Below are 17,425 nucleotides of genomic sequence, written 5' to 3' on the forward strand. Positions count from 1 at the left end.
GTCTGTCGAAGGGGTAGCGATCACGAAGCGGAAGGGGAAGTCGGCAATGGGCGAACAGTGCGTATCGTCGAAGCGGTCGAGAACCGTGGTCAGCGAGGCTGAGAACGCGGATCACGACCACGTGCACGACTCCGACCACGCGCACTCCGGCCATTCGGACAAACACGGTCACAGCCACGACCACGGCGTCTCGGCGAATTCGGATCCGCGCTGGCTGGCCATCGCGCTCGGCTTGATCGTCGCGTTCATGCTGGCAGAGGTGATCGTCGGCCTGCTTGCGCATTCGCTCGCCCTGATCTCCGATGCCGCGCACATGCTCACCGATGCCGCATCGATCGTGCTCGCGATGATCGCGATCCGGCTGGCTCGACGTCCGGCGCGGGGGCGATACACCTACGGATTCAAGCGGGTCGAGATTCTTTCGGCGCAGGCCAATGGGATCACATTGCTGCTGTTGGCGGCGTGGTTCGTGTACGAGGGCATCAAGCGGCTGATCAATCCGCCGGATGTCGAAGGGCCGCTGGTGTTGATCACGGCGTTGGTCGGGATCGTCGTGAATATCGCGGCGGCGTGGAGCATCAGCCGCGCGAACCGGACCAGCCTGAATATCGAGGGCGCGTTCCAGCACATTCTCAATGACCTATACGCGTTCATCGGGACCGCCATCGCGGGTGCGGTGGTATGGTTGGCCGGGTTCGCCCGGGCCGATGCGATCGCGGCGCTCGTCGTCGCGGCGCTGATGATCAAGGCGGGGTGGTCGCTGGTTCGGGAGTCGGGGCGGATCTTCCTCGAGGCGGCCCCCGCACATCTGAATCCGGATGCCATCGGCGGGCGCATCGTCGCGATTCCGCAGGTCACCGAGGTGCACGACCTGCACGTCTGGCAGATCACGTCCGGGCAGCCGTCGCTGTCGGCGCATATCCTCGTCGACGACAAAGCCGACTGCCATGCGGTTCGTTCGACGATCGAAACGGTGCTGCACGACGAATTCGCGCTGGCGCACACGACTTTGCAGGTGGACCATTCGGCGGAGCTCGCGGCCGCGGGCGATGACACGCACTGCGCCGACGCGCATGGGCCGGTGCACCGGCCCTGATCTCACGCCGCCGTTTGACCTTCGGGTTACTCGAGACTCCATGATGAGCGAGTGGCGGGCGATGGGTTGATCACGATCGGCGCGCTGGCGCGGGCCTGTGGGCTTACGGCCAGTGCGCTGCGGTTCTACGACGATTCCGGATTGCTGGTTCCGGTTCGGGTGGACGAGGTAACCGGGTATCGGTATTACAGCGAGGCGCAGGTTGATCGGGGGGTGATGATTCGCCGGCTTCGTGGGATCGGGATGCCGCTGGAGATTGTCTCGGAGATCTTGGGTGGGGAAAGTGCGCGGGCGGAGCGGTTGCTCGATGAGCATGTGGCAGAGCTCGTGCGGCGGGCACGGGAGGCCGCGGTGGTTGCTCGGGTGATCAAGGAGGAGATCGGGGCCGGTGTGGTGTTGTCCGCCGCGGTATTGGCGGCGGCGATCGAGCAGGTGCGGTCGGCGGCGGCTCGGGATCGCGGAATACCGGTCCTTGCCGGTGTTTTGGTGGAGTCGGATGCGGAATCGGTGACGTTGACGGCGACGGACCGGTATCGGTTGTCGACGCGGGCGGTGGTGCCCGGGGGGCCTAGTGGGCGGGCGTGGTCGGCGGTTGTCGATGCCGGCGGTCTGGGCGGAATCGGTTCCTGGCTGCGAGGTTTGGCGGATGTTTCGGTGCGGGTGACGGAGGGTGAGCTGGTGCTGGCCGGCGGGGGCGATGAGCGTCGATGCGCCACCATCGATGAGGCGTTTCCGGATTACCGTGCGATGTTGGCGGGGCTGGCTCCGGTTCGGACGCGGGTGGTGGTGGGGCGGGATGCGTTGCTGGCCCTTCTCGAGGATGCCGCACCGATTGTCTTGTTCGCCGACAGATCGGGGCTTTTCGTGACGCCGGGCGGGTACGGCTCGCCTCGCTGTCCCGAGTTGCCGACCGAGCCGCACCGCATTCCGGCGGCAGTCACGGGCGCGAACATCGAACTTGCCTTCTCCCCCAAGACATTACGGCCTGCGTTGGTGAGCGCGATCGGTCCGGAGATCATGCTCGATATCGCCGCGGGCGACGCACCTGTTGTCGTTCGGTCGGCGACCGACGGGGATCTGACCACGCTCGTGATGCCCACTGCCGTCCCGAATTCGAATGTCGGCGACCACCATCCAGCCGCCAACGCTGGAGAGCGGCGCGCCGAAAGCTCTGTCCAGCAGTCGATCTCCAAGAGCAGTGCAATTCATGACTGCTACCCGCACGACGAAGGGGCGCAATTCATGACTGCCACACGCACGACGAGGCAGCGCAATTCATGACTGCCACACGCACGACGAGGCAGCGCAATTCATGACTGCCACACGCACGACGAAGGGACGCAACTCATGACTACTTCTCACACGATGAAAGAACGCAACTCATGACTACGACTGGCACAATGGACGGCACGATGGACGCCATCACGCGGGCGGTTGAGCTCGGACGGGAGGGGGCGGGGGAAGCTGCGCGGAATGCTCTGCTCGACATATGGGCAGCGATGGGTCCGCAGGGTGACCCATTGCATCGGTGCACGCTGGCGCATTATCTCGCCGATCTGTACGACGATGCGGCGCAGGCGCTTTGCTGGGACGTTCGCGCACTGGACGCCGCGGATTGCCTGACGAACGATCGGTTGCGGCGACACGACGCGAGCCTCGACATCCGTGGTTTCTACCCGTCGCTGCATTTGAATCTGGCGGACAACTACCGACGACTCGGCTCATTCGATGCGGCGCAGCGGGAGATCGATGCGGCACGAAACTGCCTGGATGCGCTCGGGGACGATGGTTATGGGGCCATGATTCGTACTGCGGTTGATGAAGTGGCCGAGGCGATTCGAACTCGCACGACCACTCGCCGTGCATCGGCTCCGAATGCACGTGGATAACCCTTGCAGATAGTTCGACGTTACCGATGACGGACATGTCGCGCCCCGCGCCCTCCGGCCCGCGACCGGAAGAGACTGCCCCACAGCGTGATTGACGCGCCAACTGATCGTCGATAGCTGCCACGCACTATCGGACGCGGCATTAGACCCTCGCCTGCAGTCAGGGCGTTGTCTGCGGCAAGCAGTTTCGTATGTGGCAGGCGGCTTCGAACAAAGCAGATCGGTTCGTGTGCCGGGCACTTCGTGCCGCGGAATGGGTTAGGGGCACCAGTCGTGGCGGCGGGTCTGCTGGGCGACGTAGCCGCCGTATAGGGATTCGAGTCGCAAGAGGTGTCGTAGGACATCACCGCGATTTGGTCGACGTGTTCGGCGACGGCAGCGAAATACGCTTGGGACCACCACTTTCCGTGATCGGCGAGTGCGATGCCGACGTTGTGCAGCCCCGGTAGTGGATCGATTTGCGGTGCGGATACCGAGAGCAATGTGTGGCGTTGCGCGGTCGTGTGGTGCAGTGCGTCCATCAGTGTCAGAAATCCCGAGGATCCTGAGCGGACGGGCTCCAAATCCACATGGACACCATCGAATCCGAGATCGAGCACCTGTCCCGCGGAGGCAATGATCCGATCTCGCGTGTCGGCCCGTTCGACATCCAAACCGTCGTCGAATTCGGGAGCCACGATATCGCCCAGCCACGATTGCACCCGCATACCGGGCAGCTCCCGATGCACCGCGTCGACGAACCAGCGCGGAGCGGGCCTCCACCAACGGCTCGCCCCCATACTCCCAGCGCAACACCCCCTCGGCTTCACCATCAAATTGGTCGGCCGATCAGGTGGAACTGGTGGCGGCATCGGCCGAGAGAGTGCCGCCGTCAGTTCCACGTGATCACTTGTCCAGTAGTGCACCCGCGCACAGTTGACTATGACCATGACTCGCTTGCCTACGCTCGTCGTCGTGAGCGGGCCGCCGGGAGCTGGGAAGACCACACTTGCGCATGCCTTAGCCGCCAGGGTCGGGTGTCCGGCGATCTGCCGGGACGAGATCAAGGAAGGGATGGTGCACGGGCGACCGGATTTCGCAGCGGGGCCAGGTGACGAATTCAGTTTGCGAACGCTGCCCACGTTCTTCGCCACGCTGGAACTCCTACTGCGAGCGGGAGTTACGGTTATCGCGGAGGCCGCGTTCCAGGATCGCTTGTGGCGGCCGGGGTTGGCGCCACTGAGCGGGCTCGCCGAGATCCGGGTGGTGCATTGCGAGGTCGAAGCCGCTACGGCGCTGGCGCGGATCAACCAGCGGCGCGACGAGAACCCATTGCGGCGAGCGCATTCCGGGCCGCACACCGCCGCAGCCGAGCGGCACCGGGCATTCGACCGAGTCTCGTTGAACGCACCCACACTCGATGTCAACACGACAGACGGCTATCAGCCCGAGTTCGACGCGATCGTGGAATTCGTCAACGGCGGTAGGTGATGCCCCGGCCGTGTGCTCGCCGGACAATGCATCAATGACGAGCACAGCAGCTCTAATAGCCAATAGCCCTGATAACGGTGCCGGGCCCTCACTCCCAGACTCTGCCGACACGTCCACCGGGCATGGTGGCGGCCGACATCCGTTCAACTGACCTGATCTGCGTTATCGTTCGATTTGATATCCTCAGGGCTGCAATACTTTTCACCCAGATACACAGGGGGAAACGGTATGGGGGAGATATCGGCCGAAGCGGTGGCCGCTTTCGTCGCCGCACTCGCACTGGTGGCGACCACAGTGTCGGTTTTCTACCTGGCCAAACAGACGAGTGCCGTCGCGGAGCAGACTCGCGTGGGGGCCGAGCAAACCAAGATCAGCAACGCGATGGCCGCGGTCTCCGCGAACAACACGGTGCTGAGTGCTTTGCGTGAGGTGCACCTGCTGATGCTCGAACGACCCGGCTCACGTCGATACTTCTACGGCAATGAACCGTTGCCCGAGCAACAGGACGAGCGGGACGAAATCATCACCATCGCCGAATTGCTGGCCGACGTCATGTCCAGCGGCATACACACGCACGAGCAGATTCCCGACAGCAACAGCGCCGAGCCTTGGGACCACTACTGCCGCTCAACGCTGCGGACCAGCCCCGCGCTGCGTGATCTGGTGCGCGACCACACGACGTGGTGGCCTTACCTCTCACCGCTACTCCCGCACTAGGCTTCGGGCCCCGGCACCTCGGGCACGGCGAGCTCGATGGCAGCGAGTCGGTCCGGGTCGGCGATGATGTCCATACTGGTGATGCGGTGGTTCGCGATGGTGAAGGCCAGTAGGGTGTTCAGGATTCCGTTGGGCGCGACGACCAGGCCGATATGGCCGTCGATCAGGGCGGGTTGGGTGTAGCGGGCGCGGGCGGAGAACATCAGGGCGCTGGTCGCGACGCGGTGCGCGCCCTGTACCCGGATCGGTTTGCCGGTGGGGGCGGCAACGGAATCCGCGTGCAATTGGACGTTCGGGTCGAGTACCGCGATGAGCGCGTCGAAATCACCGGCGCGGACAGCCAAGAGGAAGGCATCGGTAACCGCGCGTTCGTCCGCGGTGCGGCGGTCGATGTCGGCGTCCGCCACGGGTGCGCCGCGGACCCGGCGGCGCGCACGGGCCGCCAGTTGCGCGGCCGCGGCGGGGGTGCGGCCGAGGATGGGTGCGAGTTCGGCGTAGGGCAGATCGAATAGGTCGTGCAATACGAAGGTCAACCGCTCGGCGGGGCTGAGGGTGTTGAGCACGACGAGCAGTGCGAGCCCGACCGAATCGGCCAGCACCGCCTCTTCCTCCGGGGCCAAGGTGTCGGCGGGGACGGCGGGTAGGTCGGTCGCGAGCGCGCCGACGAGGTCTTCCCGACGCGCTCTTCGAGCGCGCAGCATATCCAGACAGATATGGGCGACGACTGCGGTCAACCAGTTGCGCAGATTCCGCACCTCGGAGATGTCGGCGCGATGCAGCCGCAACCAGGCCTGTTGGACCGCGTCGTCGGCCTCGCTCGCCGACCCGAGCATCCGGTAGGCGACGGCGGTGAGATGAGCGCGGTGGTCTTCGAAACGCTGCCCGAGCAACTGGGACTTTTCGGTCATCGCTTCCCCGATCTGTCATGTCGACGAGTCGTGATCCGTCATATCTGTGACGGCTGAAACCGGGGCGACGTGACACGCGGCGGATCCGAAAAGAGGGCAAGCTGATGCACAAGATTTCCGAAGGCACGGTCCGATCCCGCCCGACGCCGGTATCGGCCGAACCGGAGCCGGATCGCCGGCGCTGGCTCGCACTGGCGGTATTGCTGGTGGCCGGGTTCATGGACCTGCTCGATGTGACGATCGTGAACGTGGCGCTGCCGACGATACAGCGGGATCTGAACGCCCCGTATGCGGATCTGGAGTGGGTGGTGTCGGGTTATCTGCTCGGGTTCGCGGCGCTGCTCATCACCGGTGGCCGACTCGGCGACCTATTCGGACGCAAAACCATCCTGCTCGTCGGGCTGACGCTGTTCACGGTGGCCTCGCTGGCGTGCGGGATCGCTCCGGGCCCGGCCTGGCTGATCGCCGCACGGGTAGTCCAGGGCGCGACGGCCGGGCTGATGATCCCGCAGATTCTGGCGATCATGCAGGTGTCGTTCCCCGTCGCCGAACGCGGGAAGGTGTTCGGCATCTGGGGCGGCGTGCTCGGCTCTGCGTCGGTGGCCGGATTGATCGTGGGTGGAATCCTTGTGCAGGCCAACCTGTTCGGGTGGGCGTGGCGGCCGATCTTCCTGGTCAACGTGCCGGTCGGGCTCCTCGCCGTTCCCGCGGCGACGATCCTGGTGCGGCAGTCGCGCTCGGCCACCGCGGACCGGCTGGATCCGATCGGCACCGTGCTGGCCATCGGCGCGGTGCTGCTGCTGGTGTATCCGCTGACCGAGGGACGCGCTCTGGGCTGGCCGGTCTGGACATTCGGGTTGATGGCCGCCGCCGCACTGGTCCTCGCGGGGTTCGTCGCCTTCGAGCGCCATCGCACCGCGACGGTCGGATCACCGTTGGTGGTGCTGAATCTGTTCCGGGCCCGCAGTTTCACCGCTGGCATGATCGTGTGGCTGTTGTTCTGGATCGCGCTCGGCGGCTATTTCCTGGTGTGGACGCTGTATCTGCAAGCGGGGCTGGGCTGGACCCCGCTGCGGGCCGGACTGAGCGCGTCGCCGTTCGCGGTGGCCGCTGCGGCCGGGGCGGGAACCAGCGTGCAGGTGTTCGTGCCGCGCTACGGGCGGATGGTCCTGTTCGCGGGCGCGGTGATCAACGCCGCCGGATTCGGCCTCTACCTGTATCTGGCCGCACACTACGGTTCCGGCATTACCTCCTCGCAGATGATCGCGCCGCTCACGATCAGCGGATTCGGATTCGGACTCGTCGTCGCCCCCATCGTCGACCTGATCCTGTCCGGGGTCCCCGCCCACGATGCCGGGTCCGCGTCCGGGCTGCTGTCGACCATCCAGCAGGTCGGCATGGCCCTTGGTGTCGCGCTGGCCGGGGTGTTCTTCTTCACCCAACTCGACCACACCTCCACCCATGGCACCGCCGCCGCCATTCCCGTACTGCGGCAACAACTCACCGACCTCCCGGCCGCCACCCAGGACCAGATCCTCACTCGGTTCCGCGCCTGCGTCCACGATCGTTCCGCCGCCACCGACCCCACCGCCGTACCGGACAGCTGCCAGCCTCCAACCGGACAGCCATTCGCCGAACCGCTCCAACAGGCGCTCACCCGGGCCGGACTACAAGCCAACGCGCACAACATGTCTCGGACCTTCGCCCAGACCCTGTGGTGGGCCATCGGCATGCTGATCGTAGTCGCCGTGGGAGTTCTCGCGCTCCCGAAACGACTGTCCGCACCTGATCTCGCGAAGCCTTGACCAAGGGGACTACCGTGCGAGGAAGTGCCAGCCGAGCCATGCCCACAGGAGCACAGCGGCGATTCTCGCCGCCCGAGTACGGATGAGGTACGCGACCGTCTCACCCACGGGCGCGACCAGATCCCGGCGGAGATGGGTGCACGCAAGCGCGCCGAGCGTGGCCACGAGCAGCACCGTGAACCCGGCGATGACGATCTCGCGATCGCTCATCTGGTCACCAACCACCAGCCGAAACCCAGCCACGCCAGCCACCCGACCAACCGCAGCGGCCACTGTTCGAGTGCCGGATCGAGTAGCGTCGACAAGGTCGGGTGGTCATAGCTTGCGCGGGTCCAATCCGGTTGCCGCGCAAATGCATTCGCCTCCCATACCGACACCGCGGCCAGCAGCGTCGACCAGACGACCACGCCGCGCCGCAGTCGAGCGGTGCGTGGGGTCCGCTCGGGTTTCCCGCGCCAGACCAGCACAAAGACCACGACCGCCGCAATCGCCACCGACGCAGTCGCCGACCAGCTGAAGGGGCGGGTGGCTGCCCCGCCCGCCGCCAGTACGGCAGTGACGATCAGCAGCGGCACACGCCGCCTCGAGGGTTCCGAGCGCGCCGGTTCCGTTGTCACATTCGCAGAATAGGGCCTGGGTGCAGGCGCGGAACACGGTGTTCCGCGCCTCTTCCCTTGTCACGGGGACAGAATTGAACCTGCGACCTCTGGACTATGCGCCGGGCGGCGCTGCGGTCCCTGATTCGTTTAAACCGAGAACGCGTTTGGCCCGCTGTAGGACCAGGCATCGTGGGGAACAGATGATGTGGATGGCCAAGGCGCGCTGGGCCTGTCCCTGGGTTAGTTCACCGGGATCGGCGAAGCAGTCGCCTATGTTGGAAACGAGTGATCGCATTGTCGTCAACCTGCCCTGACCGGCACGGCAGAATCGACGGCGAATCGACCACGGCCAATGGTGAGAGCGACCAGGCCGACATTGCCGGTGGTAGAAATCAACGGACCGGCAACCGAGGCGAATTCGAATCCAGTTACCAGAAGCACTCCGAGCAGTCCCAGACCTCCGGCCAGGGCATTCGCGGCGAACATCTGCCACGTTTCTTCATGGGGTGTGAACCATGCATGCCTGAGCGTCGGAATGGTGGCGATCACATTGGCGCATATGGCAAATAATGCGCCGAACGCTTTCTCGGACACCCCGACCGTCACCATCACACATGCGATCGATGAAATCAGACAAGCCCAATCGATGCTGTCGTCCGGTCGCACACCGACCCGACGAGTTATACCGACCACAATTACCGCGGCGTTCATCGCCGCCGCCGCGGCGTTGATACCCGCGGCGAGATGAGCACCCTCGAGATACGCCACCACCGCGAACACGGTGTTGGCGGTGCACCACGCCGCCCACGACGCGATGCGCGGCCGAGTGGCGCCATCCAGTATTCCCGCCAGATATGCGACGGCACCATACAAGGAGATACCGATGCTGAGGCACGCCAATGCCGCACTGACATTCCAGAAATCACTCACGCGAAACAATCCTCACAGATTCTTGCCGTAGTACGCAGAGATGCCGACGTTGGCGATCGAATCCTCATACGAACACTCCGAAGGAGACAGGACGGTGCCGCGATGGGAACCGATCCTTGCCTTTGGGTAAACGCTTCGGGACGACTTGTTCGGGTGCGACTCGAAAATATCGTGGCACGGACGTTCGGCTGCCACAAATCCGGGCAACCCGCCGTAACGATCTCTTAACGCCCGGTCCGCAATAGCGCAGCAATTTATCCGCAGTGACATATCCCGATCGAGATCGGGGCCGTTGCGGACGCAATGCGCAGTATTTATGCCACCAATGGCAGGTATGTGACCCAGCGCACGGGAAGCACTTTCATTGCAAAACCGGCTCGCGCTCGGTGCGGACCATACGTCAGCCCGACACCGGGAAACATCCGCCTTATCCGACCGAAATATCCGCCAATCGGAGCGGCCACCGAAACAGGTAGTGAACTACTCGCGCCGACACGTCGGGACCGGGCACAGACTCGACCCTGGGCACAGCTCCCCCGAGTGTCCACGTTTCGGAGACTTTGATCATGAGAAACGACGTACGAGCGCTCCTTGTCGCGGTGGCCGCGGCGGGGTTGGTCGGCGTCGCATGGGTACCTATCGCCGCGACGGCGCCTACGCCGACCGCACCGGTCTCGCCGACCCCGGCAGGCTCGAGTTCGTCGCCCTCACCGTCCGAGAGCCCCAGCCCCTCCAAGTCCACTGATACGGACCCCGCCCCCACTCTCGACCCGCTATCTCGCGCCGAACGTGGTACGCAGGTCACCGTTTCCGGCCATCACTGGCCCTGCGACCAGGTGAGCATCGCCCCGAAGTGGTCCGATTCGGGGACCACAGACGCCCAGGTGACCGCACCCGTCGACGACGGGGGTTCGTTCGCGAAGTCCGTCAGCGTGCCCAACCGGGCCGCAATCGGTACCCGTTCGATTCGCGTCGACTGCCTCGCGACATGGAGCCAGATTTCCCGGACCACGTCCATCGAGATCTTCGAGCGCACCGCCCCGAGCACCACAACCACCACCCAGCGCCCCACAACAACCACCACACAGCGCCCCACGACCACCACTCACGAATCCACGACCACCACACAGGAACCCACGACCACCACACAGGAACCCACGACCACCCCGTCCCGTGCCGGATCACCTGTCCCGCCAACGTCGACCGCTGTGCCACCGGACCCTGATCCTGCGCCGGACAACCACATCCGCGACGTGCTGGCCATCGGCGGATTCCTCCTCGCCGTCACTGCGGCGACGCTCGTGCTGCGCCACCGACGCAAGCGCCCGGCCGATCCTTCGCGCGCGCCCCGCCATGATCCGCACCCACCGCAGGTACGCGTGCACGTGGTCGAGGACGTGCGCCCGTCGATCCACATTCGTCAGGTTATTCGCGCTCCGGCCGTTCGGGTTCGGCTGAGCGGCGGCGAGCCGCGACTAGAAATCAGGGAGGTGCCCCGATGACGAGTCCAGCATCAATCAGCGCCAGGACGGTGCTGTTACCGGGCAGCGTGCGCGACGTCGGCATGGGCGAGTTGACCGAGCGCCTGCGTGCGAGCGGTGTCGATGATCTGGCGCTGCGCCGAACGCCCGCCGCCGCAGGAGTCCTGCGGTCGGCGGCGCTGCGCGAGGTCGCCAGGGCAGTCGACGGGCTGCTCGAGATCGACCTCGGCACGATCGCGGTCGCGGGTTGGCGCCGCTACGACCAGCTTCGCAGTGCGGCGATGCGAACCCGCCCGAACGGCGTCGAGCAGGTCGCACTGTGCGAACACGAAGTCACCCAGACCTGCTGTCCACGCCTCGATGTCACCGTCGACGGAAACTCGGTGGGTGAATTCGTGCTCGAACTCTTCGTCGCGCTACTGCTCCAGCCGCTCACGGCAACCGTGCGCGGCGGCATGCTGGTCGCATTGGGCCCCGGTAACTGCACCGTGACGGTGTCGATCGGCGTGCCGGAAGTCGGACCGATCATGGAGCGCAAACGCACGCTCCACGTGGCGGCCATGGTCGATTTGCGGCGGCCGATACCGCTCGTCGGCCGCCAGCCCGCCCCGCCTCCCACACCACCGCACAACGGCGCGCCCACACTGCGATCACCCCAGCCGAACCGCTGAGGTCACCGAACACGACGAGCGCATCGTGGTGGTGGAACAGCCAACGGGTCGAGCATGAACATCGACGGCGCCTCGATCGGGTTGGGCGGCAACACGACTCGCTCGGCGTAGCGGCGCGGGCCGGGCGCGGCAGGATCGATCGGGGTGCGCGCACGCCGAATCCAGCGAACCCTCCGCGGTCGTGAGCATCGTTTCATTTGCTGTGCAAGACTGCACTGGTGGCCGAGACCGCTGAGCTAGTTACCAATGTTTCCGACACCGCCCGCTGGGTGGCCGCCTTCCGCGCCACCGAATCCGCGCGCCCGGATGCCCTCTTTCACGATCCCCTCGCCGACAGAGTCGCCGGGGAGCGGGGCAGAGCCATAGCCGCCCACACGCCGCGCTTGATGCTCAATGGCTGGAACCTGGTCACGCGGACCAAACTCATCGACGACCTGATCCTGAAGACCATCGCGCAGGGCTGCGATCGGGTGATCAACATGGCCGCGGGTATGGATACCCGCCCGTACCGTTTGGATCTGCCCAGCGAATTCCCTTGGATAGAGGCCGATCTCCCCGAATTGGTCGCCGAGAAGAACGAGCTGCTGAACGGGGAGTCGCCGCGCTGCGCGCTCACCCGCGTGGCGGTGGATCTCGCCGATCCCGAGGTGCGGGGGAAGTTCCTGGACGAGGCCCTCGCGGGCGCGCAGCGAGCGCTGGTGCTCACCGAGGGTCTGATCTACTACCTCAGCGACGACGACGTCATCGGCCTGGCCGCGGCGCTAGCTCGGCCTGAAATCGCCTGGTGGGCGCTGGATGTCAATAATCAGGCGATTGTGAAGCGGATGAGTAAGGCCACCACGAAACTGCTGGCCAATGCCCCCTGGCAGTTCGGTCCGGTCGATCCGCTCGGCTTCTTCGCCGACCTCGGCTGGACGGCCGACGAGGTGGAAAGTCTGGCCGCGGCGGCACACCGGTTCCACCGGATGCCCTGGTTCATGAAGCCGACGACGCTCTTCCCGCAGCCGGACCCCCGCAAGCCGGTCCAAAACTCGTGGCAGCCTTGGAGTTCGGTGGTGCGGCTCACCCATGGGTAATAGCTGGCTACGTCGCCTGTCCCCCGCGCAGGCGACCGGATCTCATAAACTGATCTGCTTTCCGCACGCCGGTGGCTCCGCCATATCTTTCGGCCCATTGGCCAAATGCTTCGGGCCGGAGTACGAGGTGTTCGCCATCCAGTATCCGGGGCGTCAAGACAGACGACTCGAACCACTGGTGGACAATATCGCGGACCTCGTCGATGGCCTGCTTCCCGAGGTTATGGCAGAAGTCGGGGATGCCCAGGACTTTTCACTGTTCGGGCACAGTATGGGGTCTGTCGTAGCCTTCGAGGCAGGCCGGCGACTCGAGCACGAATCGGGAGCGGGTGCGCGGGTCCTGTTCGCCTCCGGTCGGCGCGCGCCTTCGGCAGCGCTGCCTGACCTGCGAGTGCACCTGCTGAGCGATCGAGAACTCGGTGAGCACCTGCTGCAGTCCGGCGGTACACCGGCGGCGTTGCTCGAGGATCCCGAATTTCGACCGCTGATCCTCTCGATCGTCAGGAACGACTATCGAGCCATCGAGACCTACGAGTGCAGTGCGGACGCGACGGTCAGCAGCCCTATCGTCGCGATTGCCGGCGACCGTGACCCCGATGCGAGTCTCGCCGAAATCGAGGTATGGCGCTCGCACACCACTGGCAGCTTCTTCGCGAAGACATTTCCGGGCGGTCATTTCTTCATCGATTCGAATCGCGACTCGATAGGACAGCTGATTCGCGATCATTGCGCCCGAGCGCTGTCGAGCTAGAACCGGAACGACCGGGTGGGCAACTCGCCCACCCGGTCGTTGTTCCTAGCCCTCGAGCCAGCCCTCGATCACCTCGGCAACACCCACTGAACCGTCCTCCAGGATCGAGAAGTGGTCAGCCGGTACCGAAACAACGGTATGCGTCGAATCCCACGGTTCGGCCTGCCAGTCCACGCGATCCGATGAGCTCCCCAGGAAGCTCTGCGCGCATTGGATGAACAGCGTGGGCGTGGTGACGGAGCCGGGCACCATCTGCTCCAGCAGCTGCACGTACCGACCCATACCCGTCAACCGTTCCCGGTCGAAGCGACCGTATATGGCTTCGTTCGACACCATGTGTTGGGCCATCGCTTGCAGCAGCCATTCGCCGTCATCGTTCACCTTGTAGGTGTCCAGCATGACCACGCCGGCGGGCGCCCGGCCGCCGGCCCCTTCCAGGTACTCGGTGACGAGGTAGGCCAGTAGGCCGCCCGAGGAGTATCCGAGCAGCACGAACGATTCTCCCTGCGCCGCCTCGAGGACGCTGCGCGCCAAGGCTTCCAGTGCCGCTGCCGGCGTCGCCGGCAACGGTTCGCCCGTCCGGCAGCCGATCGGCGACACCGCGACGATGTCGCGCACACTGCCCAGGTGCGAGGCGATCCGGGCGTACTGATGCGCGCCCCCGGTCGCCAGTGGCGGTGTGAGGCAGATGATCCGCGGCAGGGCGGGGCCCGCGGCGAGTCGCGTCGGCACCGGCAGCCGGTCCGGTTCCGGTGCGGCGGTGAATTGTTCGCGCAGCTCCGCCGTCACCCGCAACAGGTCGAAGGCCTGGACGAACCGGCCGCTCTGCACCGCGCCCCGGAACATCCCGTACAGCGAGTCGTCCTCGCCGGCCGGCGCAGCACCGCGTCGTGCGGTCGCGGCGAGCTCCGTGCGCAGGTATCGAGCCAGCGCCGCCGGCGTCTTGTGGTCGAAGATCGCCGCCGTCGGCAGCGTCAGACCGGTGGACGCGTTGAGCGTGGTCCGCAGCTCCATGGCTGCCAGTGAATCGAATCCCGATTCGAGGAAATCACGCTCCGGGTCGAGAGCATCGACGCTCTCATGACCCAGCAGCCTGGCCGCGGTCTCGAGAATGTGCTTGCGGAGCCACTCTTCCTGCTCGGACTCCGGGAGCTGGGCCAGCTGCCGGCGCAGTGCGCCCGTATCCGGGGCCCCGGCGCTCTGCCGCCGCCCGGCTCGCTTGGCCAGATCGCGCAGCAGTGCGGGCACCGCGTCCCGAGCCCGCAGGGCGGGCAGGTCGATCTCGGTCAGGATGTTCGCCGGAATCTCCGAAGCTACTGCGGTATCGAACAATTCGAGCGCCTTGCCCGCGGCCAGTGGCGGCAGACCCTGGCGGCGCATGCGCTGCCGGTCGGCCTCGCTGAGCCACTGCGACAGGCCCGTTTCGATATCCCACAGACCGTAGGCGAGCGCGGTGGCCGGCAGACCTTCGGCGTGCCGGTGGGTGGCGAGCGCGTCGAGGAACACGTTGGCCGCCGCGTATCCGCCCTGGCCGGCGGGCAGGATCGACCCTGCCACCGAGGAGATCAGCACAAAGGCGGACAGCCCCGCGGCCCGGGTGAGCTCGTGCAGATACCAGGCCGCGTCGGCCTTGGCGCCGAGGGAGTAGTCGATCTGCTCCGGCGTCAGGGTCTCGACCATCCCGTTGTGGGCGACGCCCGCCACGTGCACGACCGCACCCAGCGGATACTCGGCCGGAACCGAAGCGAGCAGTTCTCGCAACGCATTTCGGTCCGCGACGTCGCAGGCGGCCACGCGCACCCGGGCACCGAGGTCGGTCAATTCCGCGATGAGATCCGCGGCGGCATCCGGTCCGCGGCGGCCGGCCAGCAGCAGATGCCGCACACCGTGCTCGCGCACCAGATGCCTGGCGAGGTGACCACCGATCCCGCCGGTGCCACCGGTGATCAGCACCGTCCGTTCCGGATCCCAGGGTGCCCGCGGGTCCGACTCGGGCAGCGCGGCCCGCACGAGCCGCGGCACCTGTGTCCCGTCCGCCCGGACGGCCAATTCCGGTTCACCCGACATCGCCGCGGCGGCAAGGTGATCCGGGGAGGCCTCAGCCGCGGCCTCCACGAGCACGATCCGCCCGGGATGCTCCGCCTGCGCCGCACGCACCAGGCCCCACACCGCAGCCGCGGCCGGGCCGGCCGCAGCATCGGTGACCACGGCCAAAGTGGCTGCCGCGTAGCGCTCCTCGCGCAGGAACTCCTGGACGACGCCGAGCGTGCGGTGCAGCGCGGTGCGCAACCGGACCGGCACGTCGTCGCCATCGACCGGGGGGCGGAACAGGACGACCGAGGCCGACGCAGACGACCCCCACTCGGCCCACGAACCCGGCGAGCGCAGCTCCGGACCGGGGCGCCAGCTGAGCTCGTACCGCCCGTCGGGCGCGGATCGGGTTGCGGCCGAGAGCAATTCGAGCGACATCGGACGCAGCGCGAGCGACCCGACGGACAACAGTGGCGCCCCACCGGAATCGGCCATGACCAGGGCGACCTCGCCCTGGTTCAGCCAGGACAATCGAACCCGCACCCGCCGGACCCCATCGGCGTGCACCCGCACCGACGACCAGGTGAACGGCACCAGGGTCGGCCGCTCGGCCTGTTCGTCCACGCCCTGCGGGAGACCGAAGGACAGCGCGTGCATGGCCGCGTCCAGCAGCGCCGGATGCATGCCGTAGCCCTGGGTAGCGGTCGGCTCGGGCAGCGCGACCTCGGCGAAGAGGTCGTCACCGCGTCGCCACAGGGCCTCCAGTCCGCGGAAGGCGGGCCCGTAGTTGTAACCGTGGTCGGCGAGCACGTCGTAGGCGCCGGCCAACTCGATATCCGTGGCACCGGCCGGTGGCCACTGCACGAAGTCCGTCCAGCCGTCCGGTGTTTCGGATTCCCGGCTCGGGCTCACCGTGCCCTGCGCGTGCTGCGTCCACGGCACCGACGGATCGTCGCCGTCCCGACGGGAGTAGATGTCGAGCCGCCGCCGACCGGTGTCGTCGCCGTTGCCGACGATCACTTGGATGTCGACGCCGCCCTGCCCTTGGAACACCAGTGGCGCCAGCAGGGTGAGTTCCGCGAGCTCCGGGCAGTCGACCTGGTCGCCGGCGTGGGCGGCCAGTTCGACGAATCCGGTCCCCGGCAGCAACACGGTGCCGAGCACATCATGATCGGCCAGCCAGGGATGGGTGCTCGTGGACAGGCGGCCGGTGAATCGGACGCCGCCGCTCTCCGGCTGCGCCACCAGCGCACCCAGCATCGGGTGGTCGGTGGACCGCAGGCCGAGTGCGTGCGCCTCTCCGGTGTGCAGCGGGCCGGTGGACCAGAAGCGGCGGTGCTGGAAGCCGTAGGTGGGCAGGTCGATCTTCGTGCCACCGGTGCCGGTGTAGTAGCTGGTCCAATCCACCGTCGCACCCGAGACGTGCAGTCGGGCGAGGCCGAGCAGCAAGGTCGCGGAGTCGGCGGTGTTTCGTTTGGACAGCGCGATTGTCGTCGTGGTGTCCAGGGTTTGGGCGACCATCGGGGTCAACACCGCGTCGGGGCCGACCTCGGCGAACCTGGCTACACCCAGATCCGCCATTGCCGCAACAGCATCCGCGAAACGGACCGTGTCCCGGACCTGACCCACCCAGTACGCCGAGTCCGACATCTCCTCCGTGACGCGCGCACCGGTCACCGTCGACACCAACGCGATACTCGGGCGACCGAACGTCAAACCCTCGATCACCGAAGCGAACTCGGCCAGCATCGGCTCCATCAGAGCCGAATGGAACGCATGCGAAACCCGCAATCGGTGTGTGCGCCAACCACGCTCGGTGCACCTCGCGACTACCGCGAGCACATCGTCTTCGATACCGGACAGCACCACCGACGAAGGACCATTCACCGCCGCGATCGACACCCCATCGACACCGGCCAGCAGCGGCATCACGTCCGGCTCGGAAGCACCGACAGCGACCATCGCACCACCGGCAGGCAACGCCTGCATCAACCGACCACG

16 protein-coding genes are annotated in these 17,425 nt (G+C 66.3%); 10 read left to right on the forward strand and 6 right to left on the reverse strand.

Translation table 11 applies throughout. The annotated features are described in order from the left end of the window. Positions 1–121: 121 nt before the first annotated feature. From ACHQ4I_RS43125 to ACHQ4I_RS43145, 5 genes are all read left to right on the forward strand, one after another. A complete protein-coding gene (locus ACHQ4I_RS43125; protein WP_420777747.1) occupies positions 122–1,096 on the forward strand; it encodes a cation diffusion facilitator family transporter in 975 nt (324 codons plus the stop codon). Between the two features lie 51 nt (positions 1,097–1,147). Then, positions 1,148–2,377, forward strand: coding sequence for a DNA polymerase III subunit beta family protein (locus ACHQ4I_RS43130; protein ID WP_420777725.1), 1,230 nt, complete (start codon positions 1,148–1,150; stop codon positions 2,375–2,377). Positions 2,378–2,496: 119 nt separating this feature from the next. Continuing rightward, positions 2,497–2,985 (forward strand): hypothetical protein, encoded by a 489-nt coding sequence (locus tag ACHQ4I_RS43135; RefSeq protein ID WP_420777726.1) that lies wholly within the window; start codon positions 2,497–2,499, stop codon positions 2,983–2,985. A gap of 927 nt (positions 2,986–3,912) precedes the next feature. Then, positions 3,913–4,455, forward strand: a complete 543-nt coding sequence (locus ACHQ4I_RS43140; protein WP_420777727.1) for a P-loop nucleotide/nucleoside kinase family protein — start codon at positions 3,913–3,915, stop codon at positions 4,453–4,455. Between the two features lie 228 nt (positions 4,456–4,683). Then, positions 4,684–5,172, forward strand: coding sequence for a hypothetical protein (locus tag ACHQ4I_RS43145; protein WP_420777728.1), 489 nt, complete (start codon positions 4,684–4,686; stop codon positions 5,170–5,172). Here ACHQ4I_RS43145 and ACHQ4I_RS43150 read toward each other — a convergent pair. Beyond that, on the reverse strand, positions 5,169–6,080 hold the full coding sequence (locus tag ACHQ4I_RS43150; RefSeq protein ID WP_420777729.1) for a sigma-70 family RNA polymerase sigma factor: 912 nt from the start codon (positions 6,078–6,080) through the stop codon (positions 5,169–5,171). The two genes, ACHQ4I_RS43145 and ACHQ4I_RS43150, sit on opposite strands and share 4 nt — an antisense overlap. 104 nt (positions 6,081–6,184) lie before the next feature. Here ACHQ4I_RS43150 and ACHQ4I_RS43155 point away from each other — a divergent pair, with 104 nt between their 5' ends. Beyond that, positions 6,185–7,885 (forward strand): MFS transporter, encoded by a 1,701-nt coding sequence (locus ACHQ4I_RS43155; protein WP_420777730.1) that lies wholly within the window; start codon positions 6,185–6,187, stop codon positions 7,883–7,885. Between the two features lie 9 nt (positions 7,886–7,894). Here the strand turns inward: ACHQ4I_RS43155 and ACHQ4I_RS43160 are convergent, their stop codons facing one another. The 4 genes from ACHQ4I_RS43160 to ACHQ4I_RS43175 all read right to left on the reverse strand — a co-directional run bounded on the left by ACHQ4I_RS43160 (position 7,895) and on the right by ACHQ4I_RS43175 (position 10,519). Further along, complete coding sequence (locus tag ACHQ4I_RS43160) at positions 7,895–8,095, reverse strand: DUF6186 family protein (RefSeq protein WP_420777731.1); 201 nt, start codon at positions 8,093–8,095, stop codon at positions 7,895–7,897. Then, on the reverse strand, positions 8,092–8,502 hold the full coding sequence (locus ACHQ4I_RS43165; RefSeq protein WP_420777732.1) for a hypothetical protein: 411 nt from the start codon (positions 8,500–8,502) through the stop codon (positions 8,092–8,094). The genes ACHQ4I_RS43160 and ACHQ4I_RS43165 overlap by 4 nt, the downstream gene beginning before the upstream one ends. 282 nt (positions 8,503–8,784) lie before the next feature. Then, positions 8,785–9,264: a hypothetical protein gene (locus ACHQ4I_RS43170; protein WP_420777733.1), complete on the reverse strand. Its 480-nt coding sequence runs from the start codon at positions 9,262–9,264 to the stop codon at positions 8,785–8,787. A gap of 967 nt (positions 9,265–10,231) precedes the next feature. Further along, on the reverse strand, positions 10,232–10,519 hold the full coding sequence (locus ACHQ4I_RS43175) for a hypothetical protein (protein WP_420777734.1): 288 nt from the start codon (positions 10,517–10,519) through the stop codon (positions 10,232–10,234). 103 nt (positions 10,520–10,622) lie between these two features. Between ACHQ4I_RS43175 and ACHQ4I_RS43180 the strand changes: the two genes are divergently transcribed. The 4 genes from ACHQ4I_RS43180 to ACHQ4I_RS43195 all read left to right on the forward strand — a co-directional run bounded on the left by ACHQ4I_RS43180 (position 10,623) and on the right by ACHQ4I_RS43195 (position 13,393). Further along, the gene (locus ACHQ4I_RS43180; protein ID WP_420777735.1) at positions 10,623–10,916 is read left to right on the forward strand and encodes a hypothetical protein; all 294 of its coding nucleotides are present in this window, start codon (positions 10,623–10,625) and stop codon (positions 10,914–10,916) included. Then, positions 10,913–11,566, forward strand: a complete 654-nt coding sequence (locus ACHQ4I_RS43185) for a hypothetical protein (protein ID WP_420777736.1) — start codon at positions 10,913–10,915, stop codon at positions 11,564–11,566. Before ACHQ4I_RS43180 ends, ACHQ4I_RS43185 begins: the two co-directional genes overlap by 4 nt. Before the next feature lie 218 nt (positions 11,567–11,784). Beyond that, the gene (locus tag ACHQ4I_RS43190) at positions 11,785–12,642 is read left to right on the forward strand and encodes a class I SAM-dependent methyltransferase (RefSeq protein ID WP_420777737.1); all 858 of its coding nucleotides are present in this window, start codon (positions 11,785–11,787) and stop codon (positions 12,640–12,642) included. Further along, complete coding sequence (locus ACHQ4I_RS43195) at positions 12,635–13,393, forward strand: thioesterase II family protein (protein ID WP_420777738.1); 759 nt, start codon at positions 12,635–12,637, stop codon at positions 13,391–13,393. The genes ACHQ4I_RS43190 and ACHQ4I_RS43195 overlap by 8 nt, the downstream gene beginning before the upstream one ends. A 45-nt stretch (positions 13,394–13,438) precedes the next feature. On the opposite strand, the gene ACHQ4I_RS43200 is transcribed toward ACHQ4I_RS43195, so the two are convergent. Beyond that, positions 13,439–17,413: an SDR family NAD(P)-dependent oxidoreductase gene (locus tag ACHQ4I_RS43200; protein WP_420777739.1), complete on the reverse strand. Its 3,975-nt coding sequence runs from the start codon at positions 17,411–17,413 to the stop codon at positions 13,439–13,441. Positions 17,414–17,425 lie beyond the last annotated feature (12 nt).

The sequence above is a fragment of the Nocardia nepalensis genome, from assembly GCF_048910785.1.
Classification (GTDB): domain Bacteria; phylum Actinomycetota; class Actinomycetes; order Mycobacteriales; family Mycobacteriaceae; genus Nocardia; species Nocardia nepalensis.

What these genes read in the sequence shown, in the direction of transcription:
- ACHQ4I_RS43135 (WP_420777726.1), top strand. Translation starts at nt 2,497, where the DNA reads ATGGACGGCACGATGGACGCCATCACGCGGGCGGTTGAGCTCGGACGG.
- ACHQ4I_RS43140 (WP_420777727.1), top strand. Translation starts at nt 3,913, where the DNA reads ATGACTCGCTTGCCTACGCTCGTCGTCGTGAGCGGGCCGCCGGGAGCT.
- ACHQ4I_RS43145 (WP_420777728.1), top strand. Translation starts at nt 4,684, where the DNA reads ATGGGGGAGATATCGGCCGAAGCGGTGGCCGCTTTCGTCGCCGCACTC.
- ACHQ4I_RS43150 (WP_420777729.1), bottom strand. Translation starts at nt 6,080, where the DNA reads ATGACCGAAAAGTCCCAGTTGCTCGGGCAGCGTTTCGAAGACCACCGC.
- ACHQ4I_RS43155 (WP_420777730.1), top strand. Translation starts at nt 6,185, where the DNA reads ATGCACAAGATTTCCGAAGGCACGGTCCGATCCCGCCCGACGCCGGTA.
- ACHQ4I_RS43160 (WP_420777731.1), bottom strand. Translation starts at nt 8,095, where the DNA reads ATGAGCGATCGCGAGATCGTCATCGCCGGGTTCACGGTGCTGCTCGTG.
- ACHQ4I_RS43185 (WP_420777736.1), top strand. Translation starts at nt 10,913, where the DNA reads ATGACGAGTCCAGCATCAATCAGCGCCAGGACGGTGCTGTTACCGGGC.
- ACHQ4I_RS43195 (WP_420777738.1), top strand. Translation starts at nt 12,635, where the DNA reads ATGGGTAATAGCTGGCTACGTCGCCTGTCCCCCGCGCAGGCGACCGGA.
- ACHQ4I_RS43200 (WP_420777739.1), bottom strand. Translation starts at nt 17,413, where the DNA reads ATGCAGGCGTTGCCTGCCGGTGGTGCGATGGTCGCTGTCGGTGCTTCC.